Genomic DNA, 15,163 nt, shown 5'->3' on the forward strand with positions numbered 1-15,163 from the left:
CCACCCCAGCCGCCGTGTGGCCCACCACCCCAGTCGCCAGACGACGGGGAGCCCGCCGGCGCACCGCCGCGCACAGCGCGCGCAACCGGAAGCCGCCCCCGCACCACCGTTTACCACACCACCCAAAGAACCCAGTCGCTTTTTCACGATCTCTCCAAGATTCGCTTATGCTTGAGGCATGATCGAGGCCCGCCATCTCCGCGTGCTGCGCGCCGTCGCCAGAACCGGTTCCTTCTCCGCCGCCGCGCGCGAACTGGGCTGCACCCAGCCCGCCGTAAGCCAGCAGATGAAGGCCCTGGAACAGGCCACCGGCACCCCCCTTCTGGTCCGTACGGGCCGTGAAACGCGGCTGACGCAGGCGGGCGAGGCGCTCGTCCGGCACGCCGTCGGCATCCTGGCGGGCCTCACCGCCGCCGAGGAGGAGGTCGCGGCCATCGCCGGGCTGCGCGCGGGGCGGGTGCGGCTGGTGTCGTTCCCGTCCGGCAGCTCGACGCTGGTGCCGACCGCGCTGGCCAAGATGCGCGCCGCACATCCCGGCACCCGGGTCTCGCTGGTCGAGGCCGAGCCGCCCCGCTCGATCGAGATGCTGCGCAACGGCGACTGCGAGATCGCGCTGGCCTTCCGCTACCCGGAGGTGCGGGGCGCGGACCCGGCGGCCGGCGCGGAGTGGGACGACCTGGTGGTCCGGCCGATCCTCAAGGACCGCCTGACGGGGCTGGTGCCGGACGGCCACCGGCTGGCCGGGGCGGAGTCGGCGGGGTTCGCAGAACTGGCTGGTGAACCGTGGATCGCGGGCTGCCCGCGCTGCCGCCGGCATCTCGTCGAGGTCTGCGAGAGCGCGGGCTTCACCCCCCGTATCGATTTCGCGACGGACGACTATCCGGCGGTGATCGGCCTGGTGGGCGCGGGTCTGGGCGTCGCCGCACTGCCCGAGCTGACGCTGGAGTCGGTACGTCCCAAGGGGGCGACGACCGTGCGGATGGAGCCGGCCGTGCACCGGGAGATCGTCGCGCTCACGCTGCCGGATCTGGCGCGGGTTCCGGCGGTCGGGGCGATGCTCGATCAGCTGGTGGACGCCGCGGGGCGCGGACGCTGAAGCGGCGGACGGGCGCTGAAGGGCCCGGACCGGCCGTACGGGTGCGACAGGTGCGGTGGACCGCACCGGCGGAAGGGCCCCGGTCCGTGGGCCCCAGTCTCTGCAGAAACGTTTCCTCGAAAATGATCCGCTCTGGACGGTCAGGTGCCGCCCATGCCTGCCTGTCCGGCGGTCAGTGACGTCGCCGGGATCAGCCGGTGCCGGGCCCGGCCCATGAGTTCTTCGCGTTCGTCCTCGGTGAGTCCGCCCCAGACCCCGTAGGGCTCGCGGACCGCCAGGGCATGCGCCGCGCACTCGGCCCGCACCGGGCAGCGCATGCAGACCTCCTTCGCCGATGTCTCACGCGCGCTGCGGGCCGCTCCGCGCTCGCCTTCCGGGTGGAAGAAGAGCGAACTGTCCACGCCGCGGCAGGCGGCGAGGAGCTGCCAGTCCCAGAGGTCTGCGTTCGGGCCCGGGAGGCGGGAGAAATCTGCCATGGCTTGTCCCCTCGAAGCGATGCTGATTCGGGCTCGGTGCTCAAGTCCGCACTCAAGGCCACTCAAGGTCGTACATCTACTGTCGAAGCAGATGTAAATATGACTCATTGCGAATCTAGTCGCAGACTCCACAAAAATGGAAGCAAGGGAGCCAAATAGGGCATAGGGTGCACGCGCGGATGCCGGTCGCCCACGATGCCGTCTGCGTATCCGGCTCCTTACGGAGCGTGCTGAAGACGGTCACCGAAGCCGTAACTCTTTCGAGTGACCGTCGTTGAGTGTGCGGAGGCGGTTGACAGAGGTAGTCCTCGGGCAAGTGTCCGAGGGCCGTCAATCGCACAGGTGACGATACGTACCAGCCTGGAGGCTCAAGGTGACGCGCATCAGCTGCGGAGGACGGCCATGACATCCGTCCTCGTCTGCGACGACTCCCCGCTTGCCCGAGAGGCGCTCCGACGGGCGGTTGCGACCGTGCCCGGCGTCGAGCGTGTGACGACCGCGGCCAACGGCGAGGAAGTCCTCCGCCGCTGGGGCGCCGATCGCTCGGACCTGATTCTGATGGACGTACGGATGCCCGGTCTCGGCGGTGTCGAGACCGTGCGCCGGCTGCTGTCCGCCGACCCCGGCGCCCGGATCATCATGCTCACGGTGGCCGAGGACCTCGACGGTGTCGCGCTCGCGGTCGCCGCCGGTGCCCGCGGCTATCTGCACAAGGACGCCTCGCGCGCCGAGCTGCGGGCGACGGTGACCCAGGCGCTGGCCGACCCGACGTGGCGGCTCGCCCCGCGCCGGCTGCGGTCCGCGGAGATGGGCGCCGCGCCGACGCTGACCGCGCGCGAGATCCAGGTGCTGGAGGGCATGAGCCACGGCCGCTCCAACGCCGAGATCGGCCGTGAGCTGTTCCTGTCCGAGGACACGGTCAAGACCCACGCCCGGCGCCTGTTCAAGAAGCTCGGCGCCTCGGACCGCGCGCATGCGGTGGCGCTCGGTTTCCGCTGGGGACTGGTCCGCTGAATCCGCTGTGCAAACGGGGTTACGGCACCCACCCGCTGACCGGGCGGCGACCGTCGTAACCCCGCCGCGACGACGCCCGGCGCCGAAACCTCACCGGATGCCGCATCCTTGAGGTGTGACTCCTCCCCGGCGGAGGCCGGGGCTTCTCACTCGGCCAGAAGAGACCTCATGACGGACAAGCCCTGCCCGACGCCGTACGGCACGCAGACAAGCTACCGGCGAGGGATCGCGGTCGGTATGGGTACAACCCGAACGGGGGAGGCGTGGAACGTGAGTGCTAGCGCGACGGCTCGTAACGGTTCGGGGCACAACGACGGGGGTGCTGCCACTGATCGTCCGGCACCAAGGCACCATGGACCGATGCGCGATGACGGCAATCAGGAGATCGGCGATCTCGTCGCACGCGCCGTAGAAGGGGACCAGCGGGCCACCCATGACCTCCTGGCCCATGTCCACCCTCTCGCCCTGCGCTACTGCCGCACCAGGCTGTCGCGGCTGCCGGGGGACGCCCGGCACTTCGTCGAGGACCTGGCGCAGGAGGTCTGCGTCGCGGTGCTCTGCGCGCTGCCGCGCTACCGCGACACCGGAAAGCCCTTCGAGGCGTTCGTTTTCGCCATCGCCGCCCACAAGGTCGCCGACCTGCAGCGGGCCGCGATGCGGCATCCGGGCAGTACGGCCGTGCCCTCCGACGAGATGCCCGAGCAGCCCGACGATTCCCTCGGCCCCGAGGAGCGGGCGCTGCTGAGCAGCGACGCCGAATGGGCCAAGAAGCTGCTGGCGAATCTCCCGGAGAACCAGCGCGAGCTCGTCCTGCTGCGGGTCGCCGTCGGGCTCACCGCCGAGGAGACCGGGCAGATGCTGGGGATGTCGCCCGGCGCGGTACGGGTCGCCCAGCACCGCGCGCTCAGCCGCCTGCGGGCCCTGGCCGAGCAGTAGGCCGCATCCGCCGTCACGGCCCGATCTCGCCGTACGAACCCACAAGTGACGAGCCCCTCATCCGCCGTGGAATCGGACACCCCTCCAGGCCGTTAGCATGGGAGTCCGCGCTGAGGCAAGAGCATTGGGGAAGGTGTCATGAGTGACAACGTCGACGGTATGCCCGCCAAATTCGCCATGCTCGGGCTGACATACGACGATGTCCTGCTGCTGCCCGGTGCGTCGGAGGTGCTGCCGAACACGGTGAACACCGCCTCCCGGGTCTCGCGGAACGTCTCGGTCAACATCCCGCTGCTGTCCGCCGCGATGGACAAGGTCACCGAGGCGCGCATGGCCATCGCCATGGCGCGTCAGGGCGGTGCGGGCGTCCTGCACCGCAACCTCTCCATCGAGGACCAGGCCAACCAGGTCGACCTGGTCAAGCGCTCCGAGTCCGGCATGGTCACCGACCCGATCACGGTCCGCCCCGACGCCTCGCTCGCCGAGGCCGACGCGCTGTGCGCCAAGTTCCGCATCAGCGGCGTGCCGGTCACCGACGCCGCCGGCAAGCTGCTGGGCATCGTCACCAACCGCGACATGGCCTTCGAGATGGACCGCGCCCGTCAGGTCCGCGAGGTCATGACGCCGATGCCGCTGGTCACCGGCAAGGTCGGGATCTCCGGCGACGACGCCATCGACCTGCTGCGCCGCCACAAGATCGAGAAGCTGCCGCTGGTCGACGACAACGGTCTGCTCAAGGGCCTGATCACGGTCAAGGACTTCGTCAAGGCCGAGAAGTACCCGAACGCCGCCAAGGACGCCGAGGGCCGGCTGGTCGTCGGCGCGGCGGTGGGCGTCGGCGGCGAGGCGTACGACCGGGCGCAGGCGCTGGTCGAGGCCGGTGCCGACTTCCTCGTCGTGGACAGCGCGCACGGCCACAGCCGCGGCATCCTCGACATGATCGCCAAGGTCAAGTCCAACATCACCGTCGACGTCGTCGGCGGCAACGTCGCCACCCGCGACGGCGCGCAGGCGCTGATCGACGCGGGCGCGGACGGCATCAAGGTCGGCGTCGGCCCCGGCTCCATCTGTACCACCCGCGTCGTCGCCGGCGTCGGTGTGCCGCAGGTCACCGCGATCTACGAGGCCGCCCAGGCCGCGCACGCCGCGGGCATCCCGCTGATCGGCGACGGCGGCCTGCAGTTCTCCGGCGACATCGCCAAGGCCATCGCGGCCGGCGCGGACACCGTCATGCTGGGCTCGCTGCTGGCCGGCTGCGAGGAGTCGCCGGGCGAGATGGTCTTCATCAACGGCAAGCAGTTCAAGTCGTACCGCGGCATGGGCTCGCTGGGCGCGATGCAGTCCCGCGGCCAGGCGCGCTCCTTCTCCAAGGACCGCTACTTCCAGGACAACGTCCTGTCCGAGGACAAGCTCGTCCCCGAGGGCATCGAGGGCCAGGTCCCCTACCGCGGCCCGCTGGCCTCGGTCGCCCACCAGCTCGTCGGCGGCCTGCGCGCCTCCATGGGCTACGTCGGCTCCGCCGACATCCCCGAGCTGAAGGAGAAGGGCCGCTTCGTCCGCATCACCACCGCGGGCCTCAAGGAGAGCCACCCCCACGACGTGCAGATGATCACCGAGGCGCCGAACTACGCACGGGGCTAGATCATCCGGCGGTGACGCCGTAAGGGATTGCCGTAGGGAATTCAGGGACCCGCGACCGGGAGGTCGCGGGTCCCGTCGTGTCAGGGATACTGGGGGGCGTATTCCGTAGGAAGGGCCAATCACAGTGACTGAGATCGAGATCGGACGCGGCAAGCGCGGCCGCCGGGCGTATGCCTTCGACGACATTGCCGTCGTACCGAGTCGCCGCACCCGCGACCCGAAGGAGGTCTCGATCGCCTGGCAGATCGACGCCTACCGCTTCGAGCTGCCGTTCCTGGCGGCTCCCATGGACTCGGTGGTCTCACCGCAGACCGCCATCCGCATCGGCGAACTGGGCGGCCTGGGCGTCCTCAACCTCGAGGGCCTGTGGACCCGGTACGAGGACCCGGAGCCGCTGCTCGCGGAGATCGCGGAGCTCGACCCCGAGGCGGCCACCAAGCGGCTGCAGGAGATCTACGCCGCACCGATCAAGGAAGAGCTGATCGGGCAGCGCATCAAGGAGGTGCGCGACTCGGGCGTCGTCACCGCCGCCGCGCTCTCCCCGCAGCGCACCGCCCAGTTCTCCAAGGCGGTCGTGGACGCGGGCGTCGACATCTTCGTCATCCGCGGCACGACGGTCTCGGCCGAGCACGTCTCGTCCGCCGCCGAACCGCTGAACCTCAAGCAGTTCATCTACGAGCTGGACGTCCCGGTCATCGTCGGCGGCTGCGCCACCTACACCGCGGCCCTGCACCTGATGCGCACCGGCGCGGCCGGTGTGCTGGTCGGCTTCGGCGGCGGCGCCGCGCACACCACCCGTAACGTCCTGGGCATCCAGGTTCCGATGGCCACGGCCGTCGCGGACGTGGCCGCCGCCCGCCGCGACTACATGGACGAGTCCGGCGGCCGCTACGTCCACGTCATCGCCGACGGCGGCGTGGGCTGGTCCGGCGACCTCCCCAAGGCGATCGCCTGCGGCGCGGACGCCGTGATGATGGGCTCCCCCCTCGCCCGCGCCACCGACGCCCCCGGCCGCGGCCACCACTGGGGCATGGAGGCCGTCCACGAGGACGTCCCGCGCGGCAAGCGCATGGACCTGGGCGCGGTCGGCACCACCGAGGAGATCCTGTGCGGTCCCTCGACCACGCCGGACGGCTCGATGAACTTCTTCGGCGCGCTGCGCCGCGCGATGGCCACCACCGGGTACTCCGAGCTGAAGGAGTTCCAGCGGGTGGAGGTCACGGTGGCGCCTTCGCAGCACGACAATCGCTGAGGCGGTTTTCGCTGAGCCGGTTTTTGATGGCTGAAGGGCCCGGACCGCGGGGAGCGGTCCGGGCCCTTTGGCGTGACCCACGGTGTGCCACCGTGGCTGCCGGTCACGCGTGTCGTGAATTCCTCTCGGTTACGGCTCAGGTGTGGCGCGCTGCTCCGGCGGCCCGTGAGAGCAGGGGATCCCACGACCATGTCCAACCGGTCTCCCGCAATGCCCGGGCGCGCTGTATTCCCGCTTCTATTCGAGTGGCTGTCTCTGTCGGGTTCCAGTAGTAATCCGTCGCGGTGGTCTGATCGGGGTGCTTCCGGTAGAGGATGCTCGGTTCCGCGATGAACTCACCGGGTGCGACAACCTCCGCGGCAAGCAGCAGGGCTATCCCTTCGGCGCCGGTCAGCGCATGCCAACCGCCGAGTGCGAGCACCAGGGGACGGTGCGCGGCGAACGTGGTCGTCTGCACGGACAGGCGACGTTCCACCACCTCGTCGAAGAACCTGCCGGGCTCGACCGGGCCGCCCAGAGGGTCGTACGGCCCCGGCGATGTGCTGCCGTCTTGGTGGAGGTCAAGGCACGCGGATACGCACCACGGAACGCGTTCCAACGTCTCGATGTCGCGCTCGAGGGCTCCCGGCAGCAATACGTCGTCGGCGTCCAGATTCCGGATCAATTCACCCGTCGCACGTGTGAGGCCGTGCATTCGTGCCACCGCGGCGCGCGCCGGCAGTCCGGATTCGATCGAGATCCTGGGATCCTCGGGAATGATGCCGGCGGTGATCCCGGCATGACCGTCCTCCTGGATGCACCATTGCCATTCCCAGTCGCCTGGCAGCTTCTGCTCCTGCAGGGATTGGTAGGTCTCGTCGAGGTAATGATGGCCGCCGTTGTGTACAGGGGTGATTATGCTGATTTTTGGCATGGGGGGAGTCCTTTCCGCAGGCCGGCGACCGGACCTTAATCGAGCACTGTAATCGAGCCAATGGATCTGACCGAACGTCAATTCCATTGCCAATTCGGGGGCGTGCCGATGCCGATACGGCCGGAGGGGCCGAGCGGGATCCGGGCAAGGCCCGACAGGTGTGGTGTAGCCCGTGAGCGGCGACACCACCCACCCCCACCGCCCGCAGGCGAGCCCCACCGGTGTGTACCTATGCACCCTGGACGGCCTTGACCAGCAGGGGGGATGGTCGTGCGACCAGGCGCAATCGAATCGGCAGCGCTGGAGGACAGCGCCGGTGACGAACCCCGTACTTGATGGCCTGGCAAGGGCCCGGCACTCCGCTGTTCATCTGGAGATCCGCGACGCTTATCAGCCCAGTGACCCCGAGTTCATCGCGTGGCAGACCGGGAAGCGTTTTGACCCCGCCGCTGATCGGTCGTCGTGGTGGCGTCCATTCCTGGACGTCGTGACCGAGACGACAGCGCGCGGAGTCGTCATGCGACGCGCCCGGATCGTGTCGGAACCGGTGACGGACTACATCAAGTATGAGTACGACGTGACATTCCCCCACGTGGCAGCGGGTGAGTTGATCCGCTGGCTTCCCCGACGCAAGGCCGCTGACATTCCGCTGCCCGGTACCGACCTGTGGATGTTCGACGGATCGTCCGTGCTGTTCACCTATTTCTCCGGCGTCGGCAAGGTAGTTGATCGAGAGTGGCGGACTGAGCCGGCCGTAGTGAGCATGGTCAGTTCGGCGTTCGAAGCGGTGTGGGGCCGAGCCATTCCGCACGAGGAGTACAAGCCGGTCTGACGCAACATGCATGTGCGTATGTCGGCCTGCTGACGGCGGGCGTCCAGTGGGGAAGCTTCTGGCAGATGGCGTCTCGGTGCTGCCGGGAGTCAGCGGGTGATAGGGAAAGGCCTCGATGCAGCACGCCTACTACCCCAACTACTTCGACGAGTAGCGCCGTGGCAGTTGTGGTTGGCGGTCCGCCCGGCCGAGCAGCTGGTGCTCGGCCGGGCGGACCTGTTTCCCTCGCCGAGCCCCGGGGGCGCGGCATCCGTGAAGGGAGTGCCCAGGCCCCGACGACGCTCCGCAACCGGACTGGGCGGCGTGGGTCGACCGCAGCGAGTTGCAGATCATGAGCGGCCGGTGCTGGACGGAGTTGCGGCGCCCGCGGCGTGCCGTTCCGGTTCTGGAATCAGTGCTTGCCACCTACGACGACGCCCCACGCACGGGACAAGAGCCTGTACCTGTCGTGGCTGGCCGACTCCTACCTGACAGCCGGGGAGGTCGAGCAGGCCGCGACCGTCACCGGCCGAGCGCTGGACCTCTGCGCCGGGGTGGCTTCGGTACGTCCCCGGGAACGGCTTGCTCCGGTTCTGCGGCGGCTCGGCGAGCACCGGACCGTGCCCGCCGTCGCCGAGGTCTTGGATAAGGCTCGTCCCTGAAAACTTACTTGCCGGAAGCCTGCGCGACGGTCGTGGTGATCCACCGGAGGTACGTTTCCGACCCGGCCACGAGGGGCACGGCTGACACCTCGGGGTTCTTCCACGGGTGGTGTTCCAGGAGGTGCGCCTCCAGTGCGGCGTATCCGTCGGCCCGGCTCTTGAGCAGGAGTTGCGGCTCTTCGCCCGTACCGAACTCGCCCTCATGCCAGAAGGCGGAGACCACGGGGCCAACGATCTGGGCGCCGGCCGCAAGACGACTTGTCACTACGGAACGCGCCAGCTCTACTGCCTGCTCGCGCGTCTCCGTCGCTGTGGAAACGTGGAGGAAGTCAGCCATACGGCGAGCCTAGCCGTCGGCTGTTGGTGTGCGCTGCGGCTACGGATCCTTGGCACAGAGTTCCACCGAGGCAGGTGTGATCAGGGTGGAGATCCGGGGCTGTCGGGGTAAAGCGCCTGTTTGTTGACTCCGGCAAATCGCTCGTGACGGAAGCGGGTTGGGTGATGCTTGCTACGTTCCCAAAGCCCGGGTCGTCGCATACCGCAGGGCACGAGGAGCGACATGACGTACACGCCGCCGCTCTGGCCCGTCTCCGTGAAGGGCGTTGCGCTCGATGCGCCGGGACCGCGTACTGCTGCTGAAGAACGAGCGCGACGAATGGGAGCTGCCCGGCGGCCGACTGGAGGTCGGCAGCGCGGACGGTGCCGTGCCGGCGGACGCCAGTCCCGAGGCTGCGCTGGAACGGGAGATTCAGGAGGAGACCGGCTGGGAGGCCAAGGCCGAGCCGCTCATCGACGGCGGGACGTGGATCTACCAGCCGATCCCCGGGCGGAGAGTGCTCATCATCACCTACGGCTGCGCCGGGCTGACCCCCGACCGTCCGCCGGTCGTCAGCCAAGAGCACAAGCAGCTCGGCATGTTCGCCGCCGACGAGGTGCCCGGGCTGAACATGCCCGACGGCTACACACAAGCCATCGCTGCCTGGTACGGCCGCAGACACGGGCACCCAGCAGACCTGGACGCCTCTGAGCGGATGTAGCCGAGGACGGCCGGGGCGCGATCGTGCAGCGAACGAAACGAGCTGGTTCCCGACGCCCCGGCCCTCAGCCCGACACGCCCAGTGGCTCCCGCTGCCGCATCGTGCGGCCCATTCTGGGCCGGAGCGCACAGACGCCCGAAGGGCCCGGACCGTGCTCGCGGTCCGGGCCCTTCGGATACGTACGGGCAGGTCAGTCGGCCGTCTTCTTGGCGGCGCTGAAACCGCCGGCGGCGGCCAGGACGAAGAAGAGGGCGTCGACCGGCTCGAGCAGCTTCTTCCAGACCGTGTTGACGAGGTCGAAGTTCTTGAAGAGCACATCTACGACGGAGAGGTGCGGCCCCTCGGGGGAGGCACTGATCAGGAGGGCGTAGCCGAATATGGAACCGAGGTAGAGACCGGCCAGGCCGAGGATCGCGGCGATTACGGGAAGGGCGGCGCTGCGTCCGCCGACCTTGCCCATGGCGGCGCCGATCAGGGCGCCGATGATCAGGGCCGCGTAGCCGATCGTGGCGCCGTCGGTGGCCTTGAGGATGGCGCCGTAGATGCCCGCCACGACCAGCATGACGACGACACCCGCCAGAATCCCGAGTCCCGGGTTTCCGGTCGAGGCCGGGGCAGCGGTGGGTGCGCCGTACTGGGGCAGCGGGGCACCGTACGGCTGCTGGGGCTGCTGCGGCTGCTGTGGCGGCGGGTAGGACTGGCTCATGGTGGTGATCCCCCGTAGAAGTCATCGAGAAGTAAGCGCGAAGTAAAGCGCGAATTCGGGGGACAAAGTAACAGCGCACCCTGGCATGCTCACAGCGACTTTGGGGACCGTGACCAGTTCGATGCCTGGGCGCCCCCGCCGGTCAGAGCCGGTGCGCCGCCCCCGTAGGCGTAGCCCCCCGCGTGTCCAGCAGCAGCTGGGCCTTCACTGCCAGCCCCTGGAGGTCGTACGTCCGGTGGGCCTGGAGCAGCAGGGTCAGGTCGGCGGCGGCTGCGGCCTCGTAGAGGGAGTCGGCGCGGGGGACCGGGCGGTCGAGGACGGTCCAGTGGGGGACATAGGGGTCGTGGTACGTGAGGTGGGCGCCCAGTTCCATGAGGCGGGAGGCGATTTCGCGGGCGGGGGAGGCCTCCTGGTCGCCGATGTCCGGTTTGTAGGTGACGCCGAGGAGGAGTACGCGGGCGCCGCGGGCGGATTTGCCGTGTTCGTTGAGGAGGGTGGCGCAGCGCTGGATGACATAGCGGGGCATCCGGCCGTTGACCTCTTGGGCGAGTTCGACCATGCGGAGCGGGTAGCCCAGTGAACGGCCCTTGTAGGAGAGGTAGTTGGGGTCGACGGGGGTGGCGTGGCCGCCGACGCCGGGGCCGGGGCGGAAGGTCTGGAAGCCGAACGGTTTGGTCTCGGCGCAGCGGATGACGTCCCAGAGGTCGACGCCGATGTCGTGGCAGAAGACCGCCATTTCGTTCATGAGGGCGATGTTGATGTGACGGTAGTTGGTTTCCAGGAGTTTGGCCGTTTCGGCCTCGCGGGGGCCCCGGGCCCGTACGACCTTGTCGGTGATCCGGCCGTAGAACGCCGCGGCGGCCTCGGTGCAGGCGGGGGTGAGGCCGCCGATGACCTTGGGGGTGTTGCGGTAGCGGTGGGTGCGGTTGCCGGGGTCGTGGCGGCTGGGGGAACAGGCGAGGTGGAAGTCGCGGCCGGCGGTCAGCCCCGAGCCCTCTTCGAGGAGGGGGCGCAGGAACTCCTCGGTGGTGCCCGGGTAGGCGGCCGATTCGAGGATGACGGTGGTGTGCGGGCGCAGCCGCGCGGCGAGCGTGCGGGCGGCGTCGGCGATGCCGGAGAGGTCCAGGGCGCGGTCCGCGCCGAGCGGGGTGGCCGCGCAGATGACGGCCGTACGGACCTTGCCGAGGGCGGCGGGATCGGCGGTGGTGCGGAATCCGGCGGCGAGCAGGCGGCGGATCTCGGTCGCGGACAGGGGCCCGTCGGCGGCGCCGGAGAGGGTGGCGGCGCGTGGGTCGGGGGCGTAACCGATGGTGGTGAGGCCGGCGGCGGTGGCGGCCTGGGCGAGGGGTAGGCCGAGGTGGCCGAGTCCGATGACGGCGAGGTCCGCGGGCATGTCTGCCGTCCTTCCCGAGCGACTGCGATAACGCATAAGTAGTAACGCATAAGTAGACTAAGCGGACATTTGACCCAGAATAGGGATTGGTGGATCAAGGTGGCGGGGTGTTGCCGTAACGGGCTGAGCGGGGATACCGGCATGTAGCGCGTGTCCGCAGCGCGGCCGGAACAACGGACGGTTGGCGACAGGCGGTTGGCATCGCACCGATCACAGCGGGAGGCAGTGGTGAAGACAGCGACACTGGGACCGGGGCAGCGTGCCGAGGCGCTCGCTCGAATGGCGGAGCGCGAGCTGGACATTCTGGTCGTCGGCGGTGGGGTCGTCGGCGCCGGTACGGCGCTGGACGCGGCGACCCGCGGGCTCGCCACCGGGCTGGTCGAGGCGCGCGACTGGGCCTCGGGCACCTCCAGCCGCTCGAGCAAGCTCATCCACGGCGGCCTGCGGTATCTGGAGATGCTCGACTTCGCGCTGGTCAGGGAGGCACTGAAGGAGCGGGGGCTGCTGCTGCAGCGGCTGGCGCCGCATCTGGTCAAGCCCGTGCCGTTCCTGTATCCGTTGCAGCACCGGGGGTGGGAGCGCTGGTACGCGGGGTCGGGCGTGGCGCTGTACGACGGGATGTCGGTGTCGTCGGGCCACGGCCGGGGGCTGCCCGTGCACCGGCACCTCTCCCACAAGCGGGCCCTGCGGGTGGCCCCCTGCCTGAAGAGCGACGCGCTGGTCGGCGCGCTGCAGTACTACGACGCCCAGATGGACGACGCGCGCTATGTGGCGACGATGGTGCGCACCGCCGCCGCGTACGGCGCGCAGTGCGCCAACCGGGCGCGCGTGGTGGGTTTTCTGCGCGAGGGCGAACGGGTGGTCGGCGCGCGGGTGCAGGACGTCGAGGCGGGCGGCGAGTACGACGTCCGCGCCCGGCAGATCGTCAACGCCACCGGGGTGTGGACCGATGACACCCAGGCGCTGATCGGCGAGCGCGGGCAGTTCCACGTCCGCGCCTCGAAAGGAATTCACCTGGTTGTCCCAAAGGACCGGATCCATTCCACGACCGGGCTCATCCTCCGTACGGAAAAGAGCGTGCTGTTCGTCATCCCCTGGGGACGCCACTGGATCATCGGGACGACGGACACCGACTGGGACCTCGACAAGGCGCATCCCGCCGCCTCCAGCGCCGATATCGACTATCTGCTGGAGCATGTGAACTCTGTCCTCGCCATACCGCTGACCAGGGACGATGTGGAGGGTGTGTATGCCGGTCTGCGGCCGTTGCTGGCCGGGGAGTCGGATGCGACCAGCAAGCTGTCGCGCGAGCACACCGTCGCGCACCCGGTACCGGGCCTGGTCGTGGTGGCAGGCGGCAAGTACACGACGTACCGGGTGATGGCCAAGGACGCCGTGGACGAGGCGGTGCACGGCCTGGACCAGCGGGTCGCGGAGTGTGTCACGGAGGATGTTCCGCTGGTCGGCGCCGAGGGCTACAAGGCGCTGTGGAACGCACGGGCCCGGATCGCGGCGCGCACCGGCCTCCATGTCGCCCGCATCGAGCACCTCCTGAACCGCTACGGCTCGCTCACCGAGGAGCTGCTGGAACTCGTGGTGGCCGATCCTTCACTGGGCGAACCGCTCGCCGCCGCGGACGACTATCTGCGCGCCGAGGCCGTCTACGCCTGTACGCATGAGGGCGCCCGGCACCTCGACGACGTCCTGACCCGCCGCACCCGGATCTCCATCGAGACCTTCGACCGCGGGACCCGCAGCGCCCGCGAGGTCGCCGAGCTGATCGCGCCCGCGCTGGGCTGGGACAGCGCCCAGATCGAGAAGGAGATCGCGCACTACGAGAAGCGGGTCGAGGCGGAGCGCGAATCCCAGCGGCAGCCGGACGATCTGACGGCGGATGCGGCGAGGCTGGGGGCACCGGACATCGTGCCGCTGTAAGGGCAGGGGTTGGCTGATGTACGGGCCCGGGGCCGGCTGCCCGCTACGCCGTGTGCGGGCAGAACTCCGCCGCCAGCAGCGCCTCCCCGTGCGCCGGCCGGGCCGGTCTGTCCGTGTTGACGCGGTAGCTGACGAGGTGCCGCCCGTCGGCCGTGCCCGCGGTCTCCGCGAACGAGCCGTTGATGTCGCCGTCGTGACCCCAGACCGTGACGCCGCAGGGCAGCTCGGTCGCGTACAGGCCGAGGCCGTACGTGCCGCCGGTGCCCTTCTCGCTGCGCAGCTCGGCCATCTGGCGCGGCGCCAGGAACCTGCCGCTGAGCAGCGCGGAGAAGAAGCGGTTCAGATCGCCGAGGGTGGTGATCATCTCGCCCGCGGCGCCGGCCAGGCTGGGGTCGAGGGAGGTGCTGTCCACCAGCCGGCGGCCGAAGCGCGAATACGCGCGGCCGTGCGGCCTCGGCAGTTCCGGGTCGGTGCCGGGGAAGGAGGTGTTGCCGAGCCGGGCGGGAGCGATGATGCGGTGGCGGATCTCCGTGGCGTACGAGCGACCGGTGACCCCTTTGATGATCAGCCCGAGCACCAGGTAGTTGGTGTTGGCGTACGAGTAACGGGCGCCCGGCGCCGCCACCGGGGGGTGGCCGAGGGCGATCCGCAGGAGCTGCGCGGGGGTGTGGGTCTCGTAGCGCAGGGCCCTGAAGGCCGGGCTGTACAGCTGCCGGGCGAGCCGCGGGTCGTCGGTGTAGTTGAACAAACCACTCGTATGGTTCAGCAGCTGGCGGATGGTCACCTTGCGCAGATCGCTGCCGGTGCCCCCTCCCCTGTCCGGAATCCCCGGCGGGAGGTGCGCCGCTGCGGTGTCGTGCAGGGTCAGTTTCCGCTCGGCGACGAGTTGCAGGATCACCGTCGCCACCAGACTCTTGGTGAGACTGCCGGCCCGGAAATGGTCGTACTGATCCATCCTCCGGCCGGTCCGCAGGTCGGCGACGCCGGCCGTGGAGAACCGCGAGCCCGAGAACCTGCCGTTGCGGGTGACGAGGGAGGCGGCGCCCGGGGCCCCGTCGGCCACCAGGACGCGCAGCGCGGGCACCGTCGTGGCCGGCGGCCTTCTGGCCGGCGCGGGCGGGACCGGGGCGGTGTGCGTCCGGCCGCCACACCCCGTCAGAACCGGCACGGTCACGGCGATCAGGACGAGCAGAGCGGTCAGCGCGGCGCGGCGTGACGAGCGCGTCGCCGTCGGTACTCCCGTTCGCCGCTGCCATGTCGCCATCGGCACTCCCGTTCGTCGGTGTCATCA

General features: G+C 69.6%; 15 protein-coding genes. 9 read left to right on the forward strand and 6 right to left on the reverse strand.

The genetic code is table 11. The features are described from left to right. The first annotated feature begins 178 nt into the window (after nucleotides 1–178). Complete coding sequence (locus ADL29_RS20860) at nucleotides 179–1,096, forward strand: LysR family transcriptional regulator (protein WP_053925115.1); 918 nt, start codon at nucleotides 179–181, stop codon at nucleotides 1,094–1,096. A 140-nt stretch (nucleotides 1,097–1,236) separates the two neighbouring features. Here the strand turns inward: ADL29_RS20860 and ADL29_RS20865 are convergent, their stop codons facing one another. After that, nucleotides 1,237–1,572 (reverse strand): WhiB family transcriptional regulator, encoded by a 336-nt coding sequence (locus ADL29_RS20865; protein ID WP_046927481.1) that lies wholly within the window; start codon nucleotides 1,570–1,572, stop codon nucleotides 1,237–1,239. A 402-nt stretch (nucleotides 1,573–1,974) separates the two neighbouring features. On the opposite strand from ADL29_RS20865, the gene ADL29_RS20870 reads away from it, so the two are divergent. The 4 genes from ADL29_RS20870 (at nucleotide 1,975) to ADL29_RS20885 (ending at nucleotide 6,415) form a co-directional block, all read left to right on the forward strand. After that, nucleotides 1,975–2,586: a response regulator transcription factor gene (locus ADL29_RS20870; protein WP_003948568.1), complete on the forward strand. Its 612-nt coding sequence runs from the start codon at nucleotides 1,975–1,977 to the stop codon at nucleotides 2,584–2,586. 360 nt (nucleotides 2,587–2,946) lie between these two features. Then, on the forward strand, nucleotides 2,947–3,522 hold the full coding sequence (locus ADL29_RS20875) for a sigma-70 family RNA polymerase sigma factor (protein ID WP_046927482.1): 576 nt from the start codon (nucleotides 2,947–2,949) through the stop codon (nucleotides 3,520–3,522). A 138-nt stretch (nucleotides 3,523–3,660) separates the two neighbouring features. Further along, nucleotides 3,661–5,163, forward strand: coding sequence for an IMP dehydrogenase (gene guaB / locus ADL29_RS20880; RefSeq protein WP_053925116.1), 1,503 nt, complete (start codon nucleotides 3,661–3,663; stop codon nucleotides 5,161–5,163). Between the two features lie 124 nt (nucleotides 5,164–5,287). Beyond that, the gene (locus tag ADL29_RS20885) at nucleotides 5,288–6,415 is read left to right on the forward strand and encodes a GuaB3 family IMP dehydrogenase-related protein (protein ID WP_053925117.1); all 1,128 of its coding nucleotides are present in this window, start codon (nucleotides 5,288–5,290) and stop codon (nucleotides 6,413–6,415) included. A 136-nt stretch (nucleotides 6,416–6,551) separates the two neighbouring features. On the opposite strand, the gene ADL29_RS20890 is transcribed toward ADL29_RS20885, so the two are convergent. Further along, entirely contained in the window at nucleotides 6,552–7,328 is a 777-nt protein-coding gene (locus ADL29_RS20890) for a glycosyltransferase family 2 protein (protein ID WP_053925118.1), read from the reverse strand. 316 nt (nucleotides 7,329–7,644) lie between these two features. Here ADL29_RS20890 and ADL29_RS20895 point away from each other — a divergent pair, with 316 nt between their 5' ends. Both ADL29_RS20895 and ADL29_RS20900 read left to right on the forward strand, forming a co-directional pair. Beyond that, a complete protein-coding gene (locus ADL29_RS20895; protein ID WP_053925185.1) occupies nucleotides 7,645–8,160 on the forward strand; it encodes a DUF6879 family protein in 516 nt (171 codons plus the stop codon). 398 nt (nucleotides 8,161–8,558) lie between these two features. Further along, complete coding sequence (locus ADL29_RS20900; protein WP_211274356.1) at nucleotides 8,559–8,801, forward strand: hypothetical protein; 243 nt, start codon at nucleotides 8,559–8,561, stop codon at nucleotides 8,799–8,801. Nucleotides 8,802–8,805: 4 nt separating this feature from the next. On the opposite strand, the gene cutA is transcribed toward ADL29_RS20900, so the two are convergent. Next, the gene (cutA, locus tag ADL29_RS20905) at nucleotides 8,806–9,138 is read right to left on the reverse strand and encodes a divalent-cation tolerance protein CutA (protein WP_053925120.1); all 333 of its coding nucleotides are present in this window, start codon (nucleotides 9,136–9,138) and stop codon (nucleotides 8,806–8,808) included. Nucleotides 9,139–9,412: 274 nt separating this feature from the next. Between cutA and ADL29_RS20910 the strand changes: the two genes are divergently transcribed. Next, nucleotides 9,413–9,838, forward strand: coding sequence for an NUDIX domain-containing protein (locus tag ADL29_RS20910; RefSeq protein WP_245689543.1), 426 nt, complete (start codon nucleotides 9,413–9,415; stop codon nucleotides 9,836–9,838). 190 nt (nucleotides 9,839–10,028) lie between these two features. Here the strand turns inward: ADL29_RS20910 and ADL29_RS20915 are convergent, their stop codons facing one another. Further along, nucleotides 10,029–10,544, reverse strand: coding sequence for a hypothetical protein (locus tag ADL29_RS20915; protein ID WP_053925121.1), 516 nt, complete (start codon nucleotides 10,542–10,544; stop codon nucleotides 10,029–10,031). A 142-nt stretch (nucleotides 10,545–10,686) separates the two neighbouring features. Next, the gene (locus tag ADL29_RS20920) at nucleotides 10,687–11,937 is read right to left on the reverse strand and encodes a nucleotide sugar dehydrogenase (RefSeq protein WP_053925122.1); all 1,251 of its coding nucleotides are present in this window, start codon (nucleotides 11,935–11,937) and stop codon (nucleotides 10,687–10,689) included. Nucleotides 11,938–12,165: 228 nt separating this feature from the next. Between ADL29_RS20920 and ADL29_RS20925 the strand changes: the two genes are divergently transcribed. After that, nucleotides 12,166–13,872 (forward strand): glycerol-3-phosphate dehydrogenase/oxidase, encoded by a 1,707-nt coding sequence (locus tag ADL29_RS20925; protein ID WP_053925123.1) that lies wholly within the window; start codon nucleotides 12,166–12,168, stop codon nucleotides 13,870–13,872. A 43-nt stretch (nucleotides 13,873–13,915) separates the two neighbouring features. On the opposite strand, the gene ADL29_RS20930 is transcribed toward ADL29_RS20925, so the two are convergent. Continuing rightward, nucleotides 13,916–15,136, reverse strand: a complete 1,221-nt coding sequence (locus ADL29_RS20930) for a serine hydrolase domain-containing protein (protein WP_078971163.1) — start codon at nucleotides 15,134–15,136, stop codon at nucleotides 13,916–13,918. Between the last annotated feature and the right edge of the window lie 27 nt (nucleotides 15,137–15,163).

This window comes from Streptomyces chattanoogensis (genome assembly GCF_001294335.1).
Classification (GTDB): Bacteria; Actinomycetota; Actinomycetes; order Streptomycetales; family Streptomycetaceae; genus Streptomyces; species Streptomyces chattanoogensis.